The organism is Oerskovia sp. NPDC056781 (assembly GCF_042789955.1).
In the GTDB taxonomy this organism is placed as follows: domain Bacteria; phylum Actinomycetota; class Actinomycetes; order Actinomycetales; family Cellulomonadaceae; genus Oerskovia; species Oerskovia rustica.
The window spans coordinates 1-15,731 of the sequence record NZ_JBHUAD010000080.1 but is presented as its reverse complement, the minus strand read 5'-3'; the positions used below and the strand labels follow the sequence as shown (position 1 = coordinate 15,731).

12 protein-coding genes and 1 pseudogene are annotated in these 15,731 nt (G+C 72.8%); 3 read left to right on the top strand and 10 right to left on the bottom strand.

The features are described 5' to 3' along the window. Positions 1–188 precede the first annotated feature (188 nt). The gene (locus ACFRCR_RS09170) at positions 189–1,427 is read left to right on the top strand and encodes an NAD(P)/FAD-dependent oxidoreductase (protein ID WP_377676945.1); all 1,239 of its coding nucleotides are present in this window, start codon (positions 189–191) and stop codon (positions 1,425–1,427) included. Positions 1,428–1,476: 49 nt separating this feature from the next. Here the strand turns inward: ACFRCR_RS09170 and ACFRCR_RS09165 are convergent, their stop codons facing one another. The 7 genes and pseudogenes from ACFRCR_RS09165 to ACFRCR_RS09135 all read right to left on the bottom strand — a co-directional run bounded on the left by ACFRCR_RS09165 (position 1,477) and on the right by ACFRCR_RS09135 (position 10,080). After that, on the bottom strand, positions 1,477–2,658 hold the full coding sequence (locus ACFRCR_RS09165; protein WP_377676944.1) for a bifunctional 2-methylcitrate synthase/citrate synthase: 1,182 nt from the start codon (positions 2,656–2,658) through the stop codon (positions 1,477–1,479). A 50-nt stretch (positions 2,659–2,708) separates the two neighbouring features. After that, complete coding sequence (gene prpB, locus ACFRCR_RS09160; RefSeq protein WP_377676942.1) at positions 2,709–3,614, bottom strand: methylisocitrate lyase; 906 nt, start codon at positions 3,612–3,614, stop codon at positions 2,709–2,711. 131 nt (positions 3,615–3,745) lie between these two features. Then, a pseudogene (locus ACFRCR_RS09155) lies at positions 3,746–5,260 on the bottom strand (MmgE/PrpD family protein); the annotation flags it as partial. A gap of 121 nt (positions 5,261–5,381) precedes the next feature. Beyond that, entirely contained in the window at positions 5,382–6,092 is a 711-nt protein-coding gene (locus ACFRCR_RS09150) for a GntR family transcriptional regulator (protein WP_377676940.1), read from the bottom strand. A gap of 136 nt (positions 6,093–6,228) precedes the next feature. Next, positions 6,229–6,936, bottom strand: coding sequence for a DUF2625 family protein (locus tag ACFRCR_RS09145; protein WP_377676939.1), 708 nt, complete (start codon positions 6,934–6,936; stop codon positions 6,229–6,231). Positions 6,937–7,093: 157 nt separating this feature from the next. Next, positions 7,094–7,966, bottom strand: coding sequence for a formate/nitrite transporter family protein (locus ACFRCR_RS09140; RefSeq protein WP_377676938.1), 873 nt, complete (start codon positions 7,964–7,966; stop codon positions 7,094–7,096). 89 nt (positions 7,967–8,055) lie between these two features. Next, positions 8,056–10,080 carry a cytochrome c biogenesis protein CcdA gene (locus ACFRCR_RS09135; protein WP_377676936.1) on the bottom strand — a complete coding sequence of 675 codons (2,025 nt, stop codon included), beginning with the start codon at positions 10,078–10,080 and terminating at the stop codon, positions 8,056–8,058. Between the two features lie 139 nt (positions 10,081–10,219). Here ACFRCR_RS09135 and ACFRCR_RS09130 point away from each other — a divergent pair, with 139 nt between their 5' ends. After that, on the top strand, positions 10,220–10,894 hold the full coding sequence (locus ACFRCR_RS09130; RefSeq protein ID WP_377676935.1) for a fasciclin domain-containing protein: 675 nt from the start codon (positions 10,220–10,222) through the stop codon (positions 10,892–10,894). A 177-nt stretch (positions 10,895–11,071) separates the two neighbouring features. Here the strand turns inward: ACFRCR_RS09130 and ACFRCR_RS09125 are convergent, their stop codons facing one another. The 3 genes from ACFRCR_RS09125 to sigK form a co-directional block, all read right to left on the bottom strand. After that, entirely contained in the window at positions 11,072–12,556 is a 1,485-nt protein-coding gene (locus tag ACFRCR_RS09125; RefSeq protein WP_377676933.1) for a hypothetical protein, read from the bottom strand. A gap of 192 nt (positions 12,557–12,748) precedes the next feature. Next, a complete protein-coding gene (locus ACFRCR_RS09120; RefSeq protein ID WP_377676932.1) occupies positions 12,749–13,555 on the bottom strand; it encodes an anti-sigma factor domain-containing protein in 807 nt (268 codons plus the stop codon). Beyond that, on the bottom strand, positions 13,548–14,123 hold the full coding sequence (sigK, locus tag ACFRCR_RS09115) for an ECF RNA polymerase sigma factor SigK (protein ID WP_191796348.1): 576 nt from the start codon (positions 14,121–14,123) through the stop codon (positions 13,548–13,550). Before sigK ends, ACFRCR_RS09120 begins: the two co-directional genes overlap by 8 nt. Positions 14,124–14,278: 155 nt before the next feature. Between sigK and ACFRCR_RS09110 the strand changes: the two genes are divergently transcribed. Then, on the top strand, positions 14,279–15,694 hold the full coding sequence (locus ACFRCR_RS09110; protein WP_377676930.1) for a DUF4232 domain-containing protein: 1,416 nt from the start codon (positions 14,279–14,281) through the stop codon (positions 15,692–15,694). Positions 15,695–15,731: the final 37 nt, after the last annotated feature.

The following is a 15,731-nucleotide window of genomic DNA, read 5'->3' as shown; positions in this document are numbered from 1 at the left end:
CTGGACTCCGGGCCTTCGTCGTTCCCGCCCCCGCTGCGCCTGCCGACGGTGACGTCCCCGCCCGTCGAGGGCGACCGCAGCGCACGAGGGTGACGACGTCGTTCCCTCGCCTGCGACCGCCCTATGCGGGTCCCCCCTTCCGGTGTCACGATGAGGGTCCTGCACCCCCAGCGTCGGAGGTCGTCGTCATGGCAGAGGAGCCGATCGTCATCGTCGGAGGCGGCCTGGCGGCCGCGAAGGCCGCCGAGTCCCTGCGGACCGAGGGGTACGACGGCGACCTCGTGGTCGTCTCGAGCGAGCCGCACCGGCCTTACGAACGTCCGCCGCTCTCGAAGGACTACCTGCGCGGCGAGGCCGAGCGCGACGTCCTGTTCCCCCTGTCGGAGGAGTGGTACGCCGACCACCACGTCGACCTGCGGATCGCGACACGGGCCGCGGGGATCGACGTCGACGCGCACTCCCTCACGCTGATCGACGGGACGTCGCTGCCCTACGCGCGCCTGCTCCTCGCGACCGGCTCGACGCCGCGTTCGTTCGCGGTGCCCGGCGCCGATCTCCAGGGCGTGCACTACCTGCGCACGATCGAGCACGCCGACCTGCTCGCCGCGACGCTCGAGGCCTCGGCCCGCGAGGGCGCGGGACGGCTCGCCGTCGTGGGTGACGGGTGGATCGGGATGGAGGTCGCGGCCTCGGCGCGCAGCCTCGGCCTGGACGTGACGGTCGTCGGGCGCGGCGTGCACCCCCTCGGGCGCGTGCTGGGCCCGCTGCTGGGCGAGATGTACGGCAAGGTCCACGCGGACCACGACGTGCACCTGCACCGCAACGCCCAGGTCGTGGGGATCACGGGCAGCGAGGGGCGGGTCACAGGGCTCGACGTCGCGGACGGGACGCACGTGGCCGCCGACGTCGTCGTGGTCGGCGTGGGCGTCACGCCCAACGTCGGCTTCGCGGAGGCCGCGGGGATCGACCTGCGCGACGCGAGCCTGGGCGGTGGCCTGGCCGTCGACGCGACCCTACGGACGTCTGCCCCGGACGTGTGGGCGGCGGGAGACATCGCGAGCGTCCCCTCGCTGCGCTACGGCCGCCCCCTGCGGGTCGAGCACTGGGCCGTGGCCCTGGAGACCGGGCCGCACGCGGCGCGCGCCATGCTGGGCTCGCGCGAGCCCTACGACAAGCTGCCCTACTTCTTCTCCGACCAGTACGACGTGGGCATGGAGTACCTGGGGTTCGTCGAGGACCCGGCCGGGACCGAGGTGGTCGTGAGCGGGTCCCTCGAGGACCACGAGCTCGTCGCGTTCTGGGTGGCGGGCGACCGGGTGCAGGCCGGCATGACGGTCAACGTCTGGGAGCAGATGGAGCGCGTCGAGGAGGTCGTCCGGTCCGCCGGGCCGGTCGACCGGGACGCCCTGGCGGCGTTCCGCGCCTGACCGGCCCGGCGAGACCCCGGGACCGGTAAGGGTCGGCCCCGCACCGCCCCTACGGCACCTCCCGCTCCGCCTGCCCGACGTACTGGCTGAGCGGCCGGATGAGGGCGTTCGCGGACCGCTGCTCGACGACGTGCGCGGTCCAGCCCACGACGCGCGCCGCGACGAACAGGGGCGTGAACGTGGGGGTGTCGAAGCCCATGAGGTGGTAGGCGGGGCCGGTCGGGTAGTCGAGGTTCGGCAGGATGCCCTTGCGCTCGGTCATCGCCGCCTCGAGCGCGTCGTAGAGCGCGTCGAGCGCGGTCGCCTCGTCGGTCCCGAGGTGCGCGACGAGGTCGTCGAGCGTCGTCTTCATGGTCGGGACGCGGGAGTCGCCGTGCTTGTAGACGCGGTGGCCGAAGCCCATGATCTTGCGCTTGTCGGCCAGCGCCTCGTCGAGCCAGGCGGCGGCCCGGTCGGCCGTCCCGATCTCGGCGAAGGTCGCCATGACGGCCTCGTTCGCGCCGCCGTGCAGGGCTCCCTTGAGGGCGCCGATCGCGCCCGTGACGGCCGAGTGCAGGTCGGACAGCGTCGAGGTGATGACGCGGGCCGTGAAGGTCGAGGCGTTGAACGAGTGCTCGGCGTACAGGATCATCGACACCTCGAAAGCCCGTACGACGCACTCGTCGGGCACCTCGCCGAAGGTCATGTGGAGGAAGTTCTCGGCGTAGCCCAGGTCCTCGTCGGGGTCGACGATCTGCTGGCCGCGGCGTCGGCGCTGGTCGAGGGCGACGACGGCGGGCAGCATCGCCCACAGGCGCAGCGCCTTGGCGTGCTCGGCCTCGGGGGACGAGTCCTCGGCGGTCGGGTCGTGCGCGCCGAGGACCGACACCGCGGTGCGGCACACGTCCATGGGGTGGCAGGTCGTGGGGAGCTCGAGGATCGCGTTGCGCACGGCGCCCGGCAGCGCACGGTGGGCGCGCTCGACGGCGGTCTGCTCGGCGAGCTGCTCGGGCGTGGGCAGCTCGCCGTGCCACAGCAGGTAGACGACCTCCTCGAAGCTCTTGCGCGCTGCGAGCTCCTGCACGGGGTAGCCCCGGTAGAGCAGCGAGTTCGTGTCGGGGTTGACCTTGGAGACCGACGTCGTGTCGACGACGACGCCCGCGAGGCCCTTGCGGATCTCGGGGGACGCGGCCGGGGCCGCGGCTCCCGGGGTGGTCGCGGGCGTCCCGACGCTGGGGGTGCTGGTGGTCATGTGCTCACTCCTTCGTGATGCGGGGTCGTGCTGCGGCAGTCCTGGGCGCCCTACGGCCGGTAGGTGAAGATCTCGGTGTCGAAGTGGTTGTAGCCGGCGTAGTCCACCAGCTCGTACAGCCGCGCGCGGGTCTGCATCTCACCGACCACCCCGTCCTGCGTGCCGGTCTCCCGGATCATGTCCAGCGTGCGCTCCGCAGCCCCCATCGCGCTACGCAGGAGGGTCACGGGGTAGATGACGATCTGCACGCCGGCCGCCGCGAGCTGGTCGCGGGTGAACAGCTCGGACTTGCCGAACTCGGTCATGTTGGCGAGCACGGGCACGTCGACGGCAGCGGCCACGGCCTCGAACTCGGCGAGGTCGCGCATGGCCTCGGGGAAGATCGCGTCGGCGCCCGCGTCGACGAGCGCCTTGGCGCGGTCGATCGCGGTCGCCAGCCCCGCGGCGCCGTCCAGGCTCGCGCGCACGTCGGTGCGGGCCATGACCAGGAAGTTCGGGTCGCGCCGGGCGTCGACCGCGGCACGGATCCGCTTGGTGGCGGTCTCGAGGTCGACGGTCGCCTTGCCGTCGAGGTGGCCGCACCGCTTGGGGTTGACCTGGTCCTCGATGTGGCAGCCCGCGACGCCCGCGTCCTCGAGCGTCTGGACGGTGCGCGCGACGTTCATGGGTTCGCCGAAGCCGGTGTCGGCGTCCACGAGCGCGGGCAGGTTCGTCATGCGCGCGATCTGCCCGGAACGGGTCGCGACCTCGGTGAGCGTCGTGAGGCCGATGTCCGGCAGGCCCAGGTCCGCCGAGATCACGGCCCCCGAGATGTACACGCCGTCGAAGCCCTTGTCCTCGACGAGGCGCGCGGAGAGCGGGTTGAACGCGCCGGGGAGCTGGAGCAGCTCGCCGGCCGCGAGCCGGGCGCGCAGCGCCGCCCGCTTGTCCGACGGCGTCACGTGCGAGTACAGCATCAGTTGCCTCCTGCGGTGGTCGAGCCGGTGGGGTCGTCGGTCGCCTCGTGCATGGTCCAGCCCGCGGCGCCCTCGCCGGGGCCGGCCTCGCCGGGACCCCCTGCGTCCGTGGCGTCGAGGCGGCCCAGCTCGAAGATGCCCGTGGGCACCGGGACCGTGTCCAGCAGCCCGGGCCGCGCGACGATCGAGAGCTCGCGCACCTCGGCGGGCGTGAGCGACGGGAGCCGCTGCGCGAGGTCGAGGAAGCGCTCGATCTCGGCGGGCTCGAGCACGCCCTCGGCGAGCAGCCTGAACTTGGCGACGTACTGTGCCCGGGCGAAGGGGCGCGCGCCGAGCGGGTGCGCGTCGGCGACGGCGATCTCGCGGACGATCCGCCCGCCGTCGGCCAGCTCGATCTCGACGCGACCGCCGAACGCCTTCTCGGCCGGGTCGACCGAGTGGTAGCGACGCGTCCACCCGGGGTCCTCGGCCGTGGTGACCTTGCCCCACAGCGCGACCGTGTCGGCGCGGCCCGCGCGCTCGGGTGTGTAGGAGTCGACGTGGTGCCACCCGCCGTCCTGGAGCGCGACCGCGAAGATGTACGGGATGGAGTGGTCGAGCGTCTCGCGCGAGGCGGTCGGGTCGTACTTCTGCGGGTCGTTCGCGCCCGAGCCGATCACGTAGTGCGTGTGGTGGCTCGTGTGGATCACGATGTTCGCGATGTTGTCCGGGTCCGCGAGCCACGGGTGCTCGGCGTGCAGCGCGCGCGCCAGGTCGATGAGCGCCTGCGACTGGTACTCCGCCGAGTGCTCCTTGGTGTAGGTGTCGAGGATCGCGGTCTTGGGTTCACCGGGCGACGGCAGCACGACGTCGTAGCGTCCCTCGGGGCCGTCCAGCAGCCACGCGATCACGCCGTCCTCACCCTCGTAGATCGGCTCGGGCGACGTCTGCCCGCGCATCGCGCGGTCCACGGCCTCGACCGCGACCTTGCCTGCGAGGGCGGGCGCGTACGCCTTCCACGTCGAGATCTGTCCCTTGCGGGACTGCCGCGTCGCGGTCGTGGTGTGCAGGGCCTGGCCGATCGCCTGGAAGATCGTGGTCGTGTCGAGCCCGAGCAGGGTCCCGATCCCGGCCGCGGCCGACGGGCCGAGGTGCGCGACGTGGTCGATCTTGTGCGCGTGCAGGCTGATGGCACGCACCAGGTCCACCTGGATCTCGTAGCCCGTCGCGATGCCGCGCACGAGCGCCGCCCCGTCGCAGCCCGCGTGCTGGGCGACCGCGAGGATCGGTGGGATGTTGTCCCCCGGGTGCGAGTACTCGGCCGCGAGGAACGTGTCGTGGTAGTCGAGCTCGCGGACCGCGACACCGTTGGCCCAGGCTGCCCACTCGGGGCTCGTACGGGTCGTGAGCGGCGTCCCGAAGACCGTCGCACCCGGCTCGTACGGGTGCGCGAGGGCCTGCCCGCGGGCAGCGACGGCGGGGGCGCGCGTGAGGCTCGCTGCCGCGACGGCCGCGTTGTCGATCACGCGGTTGACGATCATGTCGACGACCTCGTCCGGCACCTCGACCGGGTCGGTCGCGAGCTCGGCGAGCTTCCAGGCGAGCTGGTCTTTGCGGGCGAGGTTCTCCGCGGAGCGGTGGGTCCGCAGGTGGTGGGTCGTGGGCATCGGTGCCTCCGGTGGTCTGGTGCGGTGCGTCGGGGTGCGTCGGTCGTGCTCCCTGCCCGACGGCGTCGCGTGGGCCGTGGTGGCCGGTCGCGGTCGGCGTGGGGCCAGGTGCGCAGCGTGGTCAGCCGGGCGGCGGGCTCACCTGCTCGCCGAGGGCCCTGGCGGCCATGGCGCCGCTGCGTTCGATGTGCTCGCGCATGGCGCGTTCGGCCGCGTCCGGGTCGCCGCTCGCGATGGCGGACGCGACCTCACGGTGCTCGTCGACGTGGTCGGTGGTCCCGACGCGCTCGCGCGCGGACAGCGAACGGTAGCGGTCGACGTGCCCGCGGATCTGACGCAGCAGCTCGGAGCACCACCGGTTGTCGGCGAGGGTCGCGATCTGGCCGTGGAACTGGGCGCCGATGCGCAGGACCTCGTCCTCGTGGTCGCGCACGGCGTCCATGAGGTCGACGAGGCGGGAGAGACGGGCGACGTCGGCAGGCCGCGCACGTTCGCACGCGTCCCGGGCGAGCAGTCCTTCCAGGCGGGCCCGGACGTCGTACACGCGGTGCAGGTCGGTGACCGCGAGGGGCGCGACGCGCACCCCCCCGGTCGGCTGCTCGACCACGAGGGCTTCGGCCTGCAGGAGGCGCAGGGCTTCGCGGACGGGGGTGCGGCTCACGCCGAGCTGGGCCGAGAGGACGGGTTCGGTGAGCCGGGCGTCGGCCTCGAGCGTGCCGTCGATGATGCGCTGACGCAGGAGGTCGTAGACCGCGCGGGCCCCGGACTGGCGGCGGACGACGGCGAGTGGCTCGTCGCGGGGCGGGGACGACGTCGTCGGGGCGCTGACCATGCGGTCATCGTGCCACACCCTCTGCGTACTTGTATACAACTCTGCTTCAGGTTGCGTCCACACGTCCACAGCCCGCCCGGTGGAAGGAGGCCCTCCCCTCTCTGACCGCGTCGACCTTCTCCGCCGCCCGGGGTGACTAGCAGCCGTCGGCCGAGGGCGTGCCCAGGGGGACGTCGTCATCGAGCGGCCGCATCCGTTCGGCGAGCTCGTGGTGCCAGACCGCGAGGCCCTCGAGCAGCACGGCTCGTCGCTCGACCCACGACCCCGCGCCCTGCCCCGACCACAGCGGAGGGTAGACGCTCAGCCCCATGTCCGGCGGCAGCGCCTCGACGTCCCGCTCCCAGCCCGGCCACCGCAGGTCCGCGACGTACTCGCCGAGCCCGCCGCTGACCGCCCACTCGGTGAACGCTCCCTGCCCGAACCCCAGGCAGTGCCACTCGAGCGTGTCGGGCGCGAAGTAGTGCACGTCGCCCAGCGGCCCGGGAAGCCCGCCGCCGTTGACCGCGAACGTCCCGCCGAGCACGTCGAACGCGACCACGAGTCGCTGCGGCGCGACGCTGCCCTCGGCCGGGTCGCCGAGCCCGTTGATCGTGGCGAGGTCGGGCAGGCCGTAGGCGCCGCCGCCGAGGAGCCGCAGCCAGCCGTGGTCGACCAGCACTCCCCCGGTGTGGAGCGCAAGCGCTCCCAAGGTCGAGCGGGTCGTGATCTGGAGGCGGTACAGGACCTCGGGGGCCCACTCGGGGGGCGCGAGGACCTCGACGCCCGGCCGCTGGAACATCCGCGCGAGCGTGGGCCAGGCAGGTTCCTCGACCTGCGTGAGATCCACCACCGTCCTGATGCCCATGATCGGGGATCATGCCATGGACGGCAGTGAATTCCGACACCTCACGGAGAATCCGTTACCGGATCCGCCCCATGTGTGCATCTTTTCCGGACTTTCCTGGCGAACAAACCCCGGAATTCCGCCGAAAACCACCCGACGGACAGTCCATCTGACGAGACTAGCGCTCGACGGCCCTGGCCTGGACGGCCGCAGTCTCGAGCTCCACGAGGGGCCCGTTCATCAGGTCCTCGACGTCGTCGGCGTCGCTCGCGACGGCCCGGCGCCGCCCCGACACGGCCGCGTAGCCGAGCCCGACCACGACGGCCCCGCCCACCACGTTGCCCAGCCCGACGAACAGCATGTTGCGCCCGAACTCGCCCCAGTTCGTGAGCGCCCCGGGGCTGAAGAGCCCGATGCTGAACGTCGTCATGTTCGCGACGACGTGCTCGAACCCCGAGGAGATGAACGCGAAGATCGCCCAGAAGATGACGATCGCCTTGCCCGCCTCGGAGCGGAGACGCCCGCACGCCCAGATCGCGGCGCAGACCAGGATGTTGCACAGGACGCCGCGGAAGAAGAGCTGGGTGCCGGACTCGTGCCCCTTGCCCGCGAGCATCGACGCGATCATCTCGCCCGCAGCGGCGTTGGTGTGCAGGATGCCGGACTGCACGACCATCCAGCCGAAGAGCATGGACCCGACCAGGTTCCCGCCGAAGCAGAACAGCAGCGTCCCGACGGCGGAGCGCACCGGGATCGTCCGGGTCACCGCTCCCTGGGTCAGGATCATCATGGCCGAGGTGCTGAGCTCGGCCCCCGCGAAGACGACGAGGGTCAGCGCGACCGAGAACACGCCGCCGGCGACGAGCCTCTCGGCCGGGGCTCCTGCCGCGAGGAACGGGCCGGCGGTTGCGACCATGAGGACCACCCCGACGCCGATGTAGGCGCCCGCGAGCATCGCGGCCACGAGGTAGCGCCACGGGTGTCGGGCGCCCTCGACCTTGGTGCGAGCTGCACGGGACTGCTCGGTCAGGTTCTCGGAGAGGCTCAGCACCCTCTCATGATCCCCCCCTTCCATCTAAGGTCGCGCCGAGGGTCGTCAGGTGGAACGCGCGGTCTCAGTCCGCGCTCCTCGCCGCCCCCTTACCCGAACGTGAACGTGAAGACCTGCATCCCGGCGGGCACGTCGAGCTCGACGGTCCCCTCGCTCGGCGCGTTCCCCTCCAGCACGGGGTAGAGCGTCGGGTTCCCCGAGACGGCGATCTCGCGCCGTTCGACGACCTTCCCCGCCGCGTCCCGCACCGTCGCGGTGACGGTTCCTTCCCCGCCCAGGACGCTGAACACGTCGGTGCCGCGGTACGCCAGGCGTACGCGGGCGCCGTCGGACACCGCGGTGGCGCCCTGGAAGTCGACGTCCCACGTCCCGCCCAGCGAGAACGTGTCGGGAGCCTGCTCGTCGGCGAGCGTGAAGCCCTGCTCGCCCGCGGCGTAGCGCGGCTCGCCCGCGTAGTTGCCCACCTTGCCCACCGAGAGATAGGTCTCGGGGGTCGTCGACCCGTCGGGGGTGCCGTCCTCGACGGAGGTCGCTCCCGGCAGGCTCACGCCCGGGTTCGCGTCCGCGAGGAGCTCGCGGATCAGCCCCTCGGTGTCCTCGTACCCGCCCTCGCCGAACCGGATGTGCCGCACGGTCCCGTCGGCGTCGACCAGGTACTGCGCGGGCCAGTACCGGTTCCGGTACGCGGTCCACGTCGCGTAGGAGTTGTCCTGCGCGACCGGGTACGTGACGCCGAGGTCCTCGGCGCCCGCGACGACGTTGCGCGTCTCCCGCTCGAACGCGAACTCGGGCGTGTGCACGCCGATGACCTCGAAGCCCTCGCCCACGTCCTTGTACTGCTCGTACCAGGCGTCGACGTGGGGGATCGCGCGCTGGCAGTTGATGCAGGAGTAGGCCCAGAAGTCGACGAGGACGACCTTGCCCCGCAGGTCGTCGAGCGCGAGCGGTTGGTCGCCAGGAGTGTTGAACCACGTGTCGATCCCGCGCAGCGCGGGGGCGGGCCCGCAGTCCTCGAGCTCGGGCGCACCGTTCGAGCAGTTCGACAGCTCACGGTTCTCGTCCGTGACGATCCCGCCGAGGTCGAGCGCCTCGCGCACCGCCCCGGACGCGTCGACGCGCTCCTGGAGGCTGCCCGTGTAGTCGGGCAGCGCGCGCTGGAGGTAGGCGGGAAGGTTGAACGCGAGCCCGACGGCGAGCGCGATCATGACCACGCCACCGGCCACGCGGATCCCGCGCGTGTGACGCTGGAAGGCCTTGACCCGCTCGGCCACCCGACGTCCCGCGAGCGCGAAGACCAGCAGCGGGACCGCGGCTCCGACCGCGAACGACACCGTGAGCGCGACCGTCTCCGGCCCGATGTTCCCCGTCGCGCCCGCGACCGTGATCGCCGCGAGGACCGGCCCCGCGCACGGGACGTACAGGACCCCGAGGCCCAGGCCCAGCACGAACGCCCCGCGGTCCTGGCTGCGCGCCCCGCGACGCGAACCCAGTGCCGCGATCTTCTGGAACGGCCGCTCGAGCACCTCCTCGAACCGGGGGACGATCATGCCCACGCCGATGACCGCGAGCAGCGTCAGCCCCACCCAGCGCAGCAGGTCCTGCGGGAGCCCGAGCGCCCCGAGGAGCAGCGACCCGAGCAGCGTGAACACGCTGAAGCTCACGACGAGCCCGGCGATCACGAGGTAGGGCCGCCACGAGCGGCGCGGGCCCCGGCGGCTGCCGTCGCCGTCGCCGCCCTTCCCCGCCCGACGGCGCCGCTCACCTCCCGCGGGCGGCGCACCGTCCGCCGTGGTCGGGTCGGACGTGCCACCCGGCGCCGCGTCGCCGGCCGGGCGGACCGCCGTGACGACCTGGCCGCGCGCACCGACCTGGACCGCGCCGGGGACGCCGACGAACAGCGAGGCGGTCGAGGCGCCCGACCCGGCTCCCGCCGAGGGCGACCGGTCCGCGGCGGGCGCTGCGCCGTCGGCGACGAGCGAGGGCGCAGCGGCCGCGGTGCCGCGGGCCCCCTGGACGCCGCCCGCGAAGAAGATCACGGGGAGCATCGGGAGGATGCACGGCGAGATGCCGGTGATGAGGCCACCGATCAGGCCGATGAGCACGAGGGTTTCCATGGCCGGGGTTCGGCACGACGGCGCGCACGGATGGGTCGTGCCGCTCGCCGGAAGTCCGACCCATCCACCTCGCCCCCGGCTCCGAACCTCTTGCGAGACGCCCCGCACCTGGCGGGACGACGACAACGAGGAGAGACCGATGAACGTTCGAACCCGTTCGTACGCCGTGGCCGGCGTCGCCGCCCTGGCGATCCTGGGCCTGACCGCCTGCAGCTCCGACCCGGACTCCGGCTCCGGGAGCGACTCGTCGAACGCGTCGGAGATGACGACGCCGTCCGACGACATGTCGCAGGAGGCCATGACCCCCGAGGTCGACCCCGTGGCGAACCTCGTCGGCCCCGGCTGTGCGGCCTACGCCGAGCAGGTCCCCGACGGCGCAGGCTCCGTGACCGGCATGTCGACCGACCCGGTCGCCGTCGCCGCGTCCAACAACCCGCTGCTCACGACCCTCACCGCCGCGGTGAGCGGGCAGCTCAACCCCGACGTGAACCTGGTCGACACGCTCAACGGCGGCGAGTTCACGGTGTTCGCGCCGGTCGACGACGCGTTCGCCAAGATCGACCCGGCGACCATCGAGAGCCTCAAGACCGACTCCGACACGCTGACCACGATCCTCACCTACCACGTGGTGCCCGGCCAGCTCACCCCGGACCAGGTCGTCGGCGAGCACGAGACCGTCGAGGGCGGGACCGTGACCGTCACGGGCTCGGGCGACGACCTCATGGTCAACGACGCCAAGGTGATCTGCGGCGGCGTCATGACGCAGAACGCCACGGTCTACCTCGTCGACACGGTCCTCATGCCGACCATGTGACCCCCGACGCCGGCCGCCGCGGTTGTCCCCGTGCCGCGGCGGTCGGCCCTCAGCGGTCCGCGGGGCCGCCCACGGGGACGACGAGCGAGGAGCCGGCCGCACCGGACGGGTTGCCCGGAGCGGCCGGCTCCTCTTCGTGCCCACCTGTCAACGGTGGGCTCGGCTCACCTCAGCGGCTCAGGCGTTCGCCCGACGACGTGCCCAGATGATGCCCGCGCCGCCACCGACGAGCAGCAGCGCCAGGAAGGCGGCCCCGCCGACGGTCGCCCCGGTGGCCGCGAGCGACGGGCCGGACGGCTTCTCTGCGCTCACCGGGGTCGCAGGACCCTCCAGCGGACCGGTCGCGGCCAGGACGCGCGGGTTCGCGCAGGCCTCCGTGGCCTCGGGGTAGCTGACGGTCGTCGACCAGCCCGGGTTGACCTCGAACAGGACCTCGACGCCCGACCTGGTCCACGCGTAGTTGCCCTCGGTCTCGGTGTAGGTGCCGTCGGCCTGGCGCTCCCAGCCGGGCCACGAGAGCGGCTCGCTCGCCGAGGCGCCGGGCCACAGGAGCGTGCCGTCGAGCGGCAGCCCATCGACCGTGTAGTCCTCGCCCTCACCGGGGTTGAGGAAGGTGATGCTCAACGGGCGGTCGCTGTCCGCGACGTAGCCCTCGGGCAGGAAGACCTCGTAGCCGAGGTAGGGGGTGTCGGCCTCGCAGACCGCTCCGATCTCGCCCGGGACCAGGGCGCAGTCGGCCGCGGTCCGGTCGATCGTGAACGTCGCGGACGAGCCGTCCTCGGCAAGGACGTAGCCCTCGACGGCGGCCAGCGTGCGTCCGGCGGCCGGGCGTGCCACCACGGTGTCGCCCGAGCGCTCGTAGGTGACCTCGTCGGTGTCCGTCGGGAGGTCGACGTCCTGGCCCTCGGCGGTGCACACGTCACCGACGGTCGGCACGACCGGGGTCACGGGAGTCAGCGGCGTCTCCGGAGCGGGCTTCGACGGGCGCGGCGGGGTCGTCTCCTGGTCGCACGCCGGCACCTCGGTCAGGTCGCTCAGGTCATGGTGCTTCGAGTCGATCAGGACCCCGCCCAGGGCCGACGTCGGCGGGGTGATGGTCCCGGGCCAGGCGAACGTGCCGTCCTGCCTGACCCTGTCCTGCTGGACGGCCCAGCCCTCGCCGCAGACCTCCGTCGGCAGGACGGTCGGGAACGTGGTGTACCACTCGGTCCCCGGCTTGTGGTCGACGAGGGTCTGCGGCCCCGAGTTCGCCCAGGAGGCGGGCTTCGCAAGGTCGTTCTTCTTGTAGACGTAGAGGCCGACCTCCTTGCCGGGCTTCGGCGTCGAGGTGCCGGTGCAGGCCTCGGTCCTGCCGTCGTCGCTGAAGTCGTACCGCCGGCCGTCCGAGGCCTTGACGACGACCTCCCACGAGTGGCCGACCGAGGTGTCGGGGAACGTGTAGGACGTGGAGTACGACCGCTTGAAGGTGTCCTTCTTGACCGTCTCCCCGTCGACCTTCACGACGACGGAGTTGGCGTTGTCCGAGTAGGCCTTCAGGTCGACCTCGAGGCCGGAGCAGTCCGCGGTGACGCGGGGGGTGTGTGCGGAGGCAGGGGCCGCGGTGGCGACCAGTCCGCCGAGCGCGAGCAGCGCGGCAGCGCCGCTCGCCAGGAGCTTCTTCACGGGTGGTGGATTCCTTCCGGGGTGATGTCGGAGCGCCTTCGCACGACGACACAGGTGGGAACGTGTCGTATTGCATCACCAATACCCAGAAATTGACAAACCCTGGCATATATCCGGAATCGGACCAAGGAATTACCCGAGCGCGGGTATTTTGCACCCGCTTTCTGAGGAATCGATACCCGGTGTCGAGTATCAGGTCTCGAGCACGACGAGCGGGTCGCTCGTCGGCTGCGGAGAACCGCCCGCAGGCTCGAGGGTCACCGCGACCCCCGCGCTCCCCGCCGCCTCGACGAGGAGGGCCGCCGACCCGTCACGTGCGTCGAAGACCCCTGCAGAGACCATCTCCTCGCCCTCGACGAGCCAGAGCTGATAGTCCTCCGCCGAGCCCGCCTGCGGCAGGTCCGTGACGGAGAAGAGGACACGGTCCCCCGAGACGAGCGCGCTCGCGTCCCCGCCCCCCACCATCTCCCCGCGGACGATCTCGGCCGACGGGTCGGCCAGCATCGAGGCGAGCGCGTCGGCCTGCGTCTGGAGCCGGACCTGTTCCTGCCGAGCCTGGACCGCGAGCGTCGTCGGGACCGCGACCGCCACGACCGCCGCCGCGGCCACCGCGACGACGGCCCACCGCCTCCGCGGGCGCCGCGCCGTTCCCGGGCGTACGCCGCCGGACGCGCCGGCCGCGTCCGCGCTGCGGGGGGTCTCGGCGACCTGCGGCACGGTGGCGATGCTCCCGAGCACGCGTTCACGCAACGCCGCGGGCGGCGCCGAATCCACCGTGAACGCCGCGACCACCGCGCGGTGCTCGTCGAGCTCACGACGAGCCTCGGGGTCGGCGGCCAGCAACCGCTCGACCAGGCGGCGGTCCAGGTCGTCGATCGCGTCGAGCGCGTAGGCCGCGAGCAGGTCCCGAGACGCGTCCGGCCCACCCGGGCCGTCCTGCGCGTCCGACCCGCCCGAGCCCTGGGCGCCGCCGGGCGGGAGACCGGTGTCGTCAGCCACGGTTCACCCCCAGGCAGTCACGCAGGCGCAGGAGCCCGTCGCGGATCCTCGACTTCACGGTCGGCACGGCTGCGCCGAGCTCCACGGCCACCTCCCGGTACGTCAGCCCACCGAAGTACGCACGCACGACGGCGTCGCGCTGGGTCTGCGTCAGGCTCCCCAGGCACTGCCTCACCGCGGCGGACTCGAGGAGGTGCTCGACCTCCTCCGCCACGACGTCGTGCCCGCCCCCCGCGAGACGTCCGTCGACGTCCTTCTGGTCCCGGACCCGGCGGGACTGCTCGGACCGCACCCGGTCCACCGCGCGCCGTCGAGCCATCGTGACCACCCACGTGCGCGCCGAACCTCGTGAGGCGTCGAAGCGCACCGCCGTCTGCCACACCTCGATCATCACCTCCTGGGTCACCTCGGCCGCATGGTCGTTGTCGCGCAGCACGCCCAGAGCCGTGCCGAACACGGCCGGGGCCAACGCGTCGTACACCGGCGCGAACGCGTCCGGGTCGCCCCCGGCGCACGCGGCGAGCGCGGCATCGAGAGCGTCGGGCTCGCTCGTCCTCACAGGTGGCACCCGCCCAGTCTGCCCCAGGCCAGCCGACGCGGCGCACCGGCGGACCACCCGCGGCACGTGGCCTCCCGCGACGACCGAGGCATCTGTGGTTCGTCGCCGACGGGCCGGCGGATGGGTCGCGGCGGGCACCGCTCGGGAGCCGCTACCCTCGCGAGGTGACCGAGACGCCGCAGAGCCCCCGGACCCAGCCTGTCTACCTGGTGGTGGCCGGGCTCTTCGTCGTCCTGGTCGCCCTGGCGCTCTGGGCCCTGAACCGCCCGGGCAACGCCGGCACCACCCCCGCCCCGCTCTCCGACGAGGAGGCCGTCGCCGCCCTCGAGAAGAAGGTCGGTGCGCTCGACGGCGTCGAGTCGGTCGGTATCGAGAAGACCGAGACGGAGGAGGCCGGCTTCGACGTCCCGGTCCTGCGGCTCGTCATGACCGTCGACCTCGAGAGCTTCACCGGCCCCGAGGCCTCGCAGGACACCGCGGACAGGGCGCGCGCCGCTCTCCTCGAGGCGGGGATCCGGGGATTCCACGAGACCTGGGTCGTCGACGAGATCCCCGGGACCGGCGCGACGCTGCGCGTCGGGATGGACGGCACCGGGATGTACTCGGTCGCCGCCGGCGTCGGCCTGCTCGACGCCGGGGCCACCTCGGTCCTGTTCGACGCGACGACCACGGCCGTGACCGTCCGCGCACCGGAGAACCTCCCGACGATCGCCGAGGTCGCCCACGACCTCGGGCACGGGATCGTCTCCCTCTCGACCGACGACTCCCGCGCCCGGTACTTCGGCGGCCACTACCTGACGCCCCCGCCCCTGCCCGCCGTCGCGCTCCTCGCCGAGGCGTCCGCGCGCGACGAGGTCAGCGAGGTCTCGTACGACGCAGGACCCTCGATCGAGGAGGGCGCTCCGGGCGAGGACGACGCCCCGCTCCTGACGGTCCGCGTCGACGGCGACCCGGCACCCACAGCCACCTGGCTGCGCGCCTCGGGCCAGGCCGAGCTGCTCGGACGCCCGATCCAGTTCGTGGTCGACGGCGAGGGGACGTCCCCGACGGGCTGGGTGAGCGACCTCGAACCGGCCGGCCCCGACCCCGCGCTCGCCGAGCAGGACGCGGTCGACGCCGCGGCCGCCGCGGCCGACGGGGTCCCTGCCTGCACCGGCCCCGACCTCACCCCGGAGCTCGTCGGGTTCGACGCCGCCGCCGGGTCACGCTTCGCGACCCTCCGCGCGACGAACGACTCGGGCGCACCGTGCGCGGTGGACGGTCGCCCCGAGCTGAGCTTCCTGCGCGCCTCGGGCACTGAACCCGAGGTCACGCTCGAGCCGTACATGGACGGCGGCAGCTCCGTCCGGCTCGTCGTCCTCCCCGGCCAGACCGTCGATTCCCTGGTCCGGTGGGGTGCCATGTCCACGGCCGACGACCCGGACGTGACCACGAGCTTCCTCGTCAAGACCGTGGTCGGCGCCGACGCCGTCCGTCTGCCCGTGACCTCCCACACGGGCGGAGAGAGCGGTGTCGACATCCTCGGCGGGGCGACCGTGGAGGTCGGCTCGTGGACCACCCCGAGCAGCACTGCCCCCTGAGCCCGTCCCAGGACGACGACGGCCGCCCTCCCGGGGG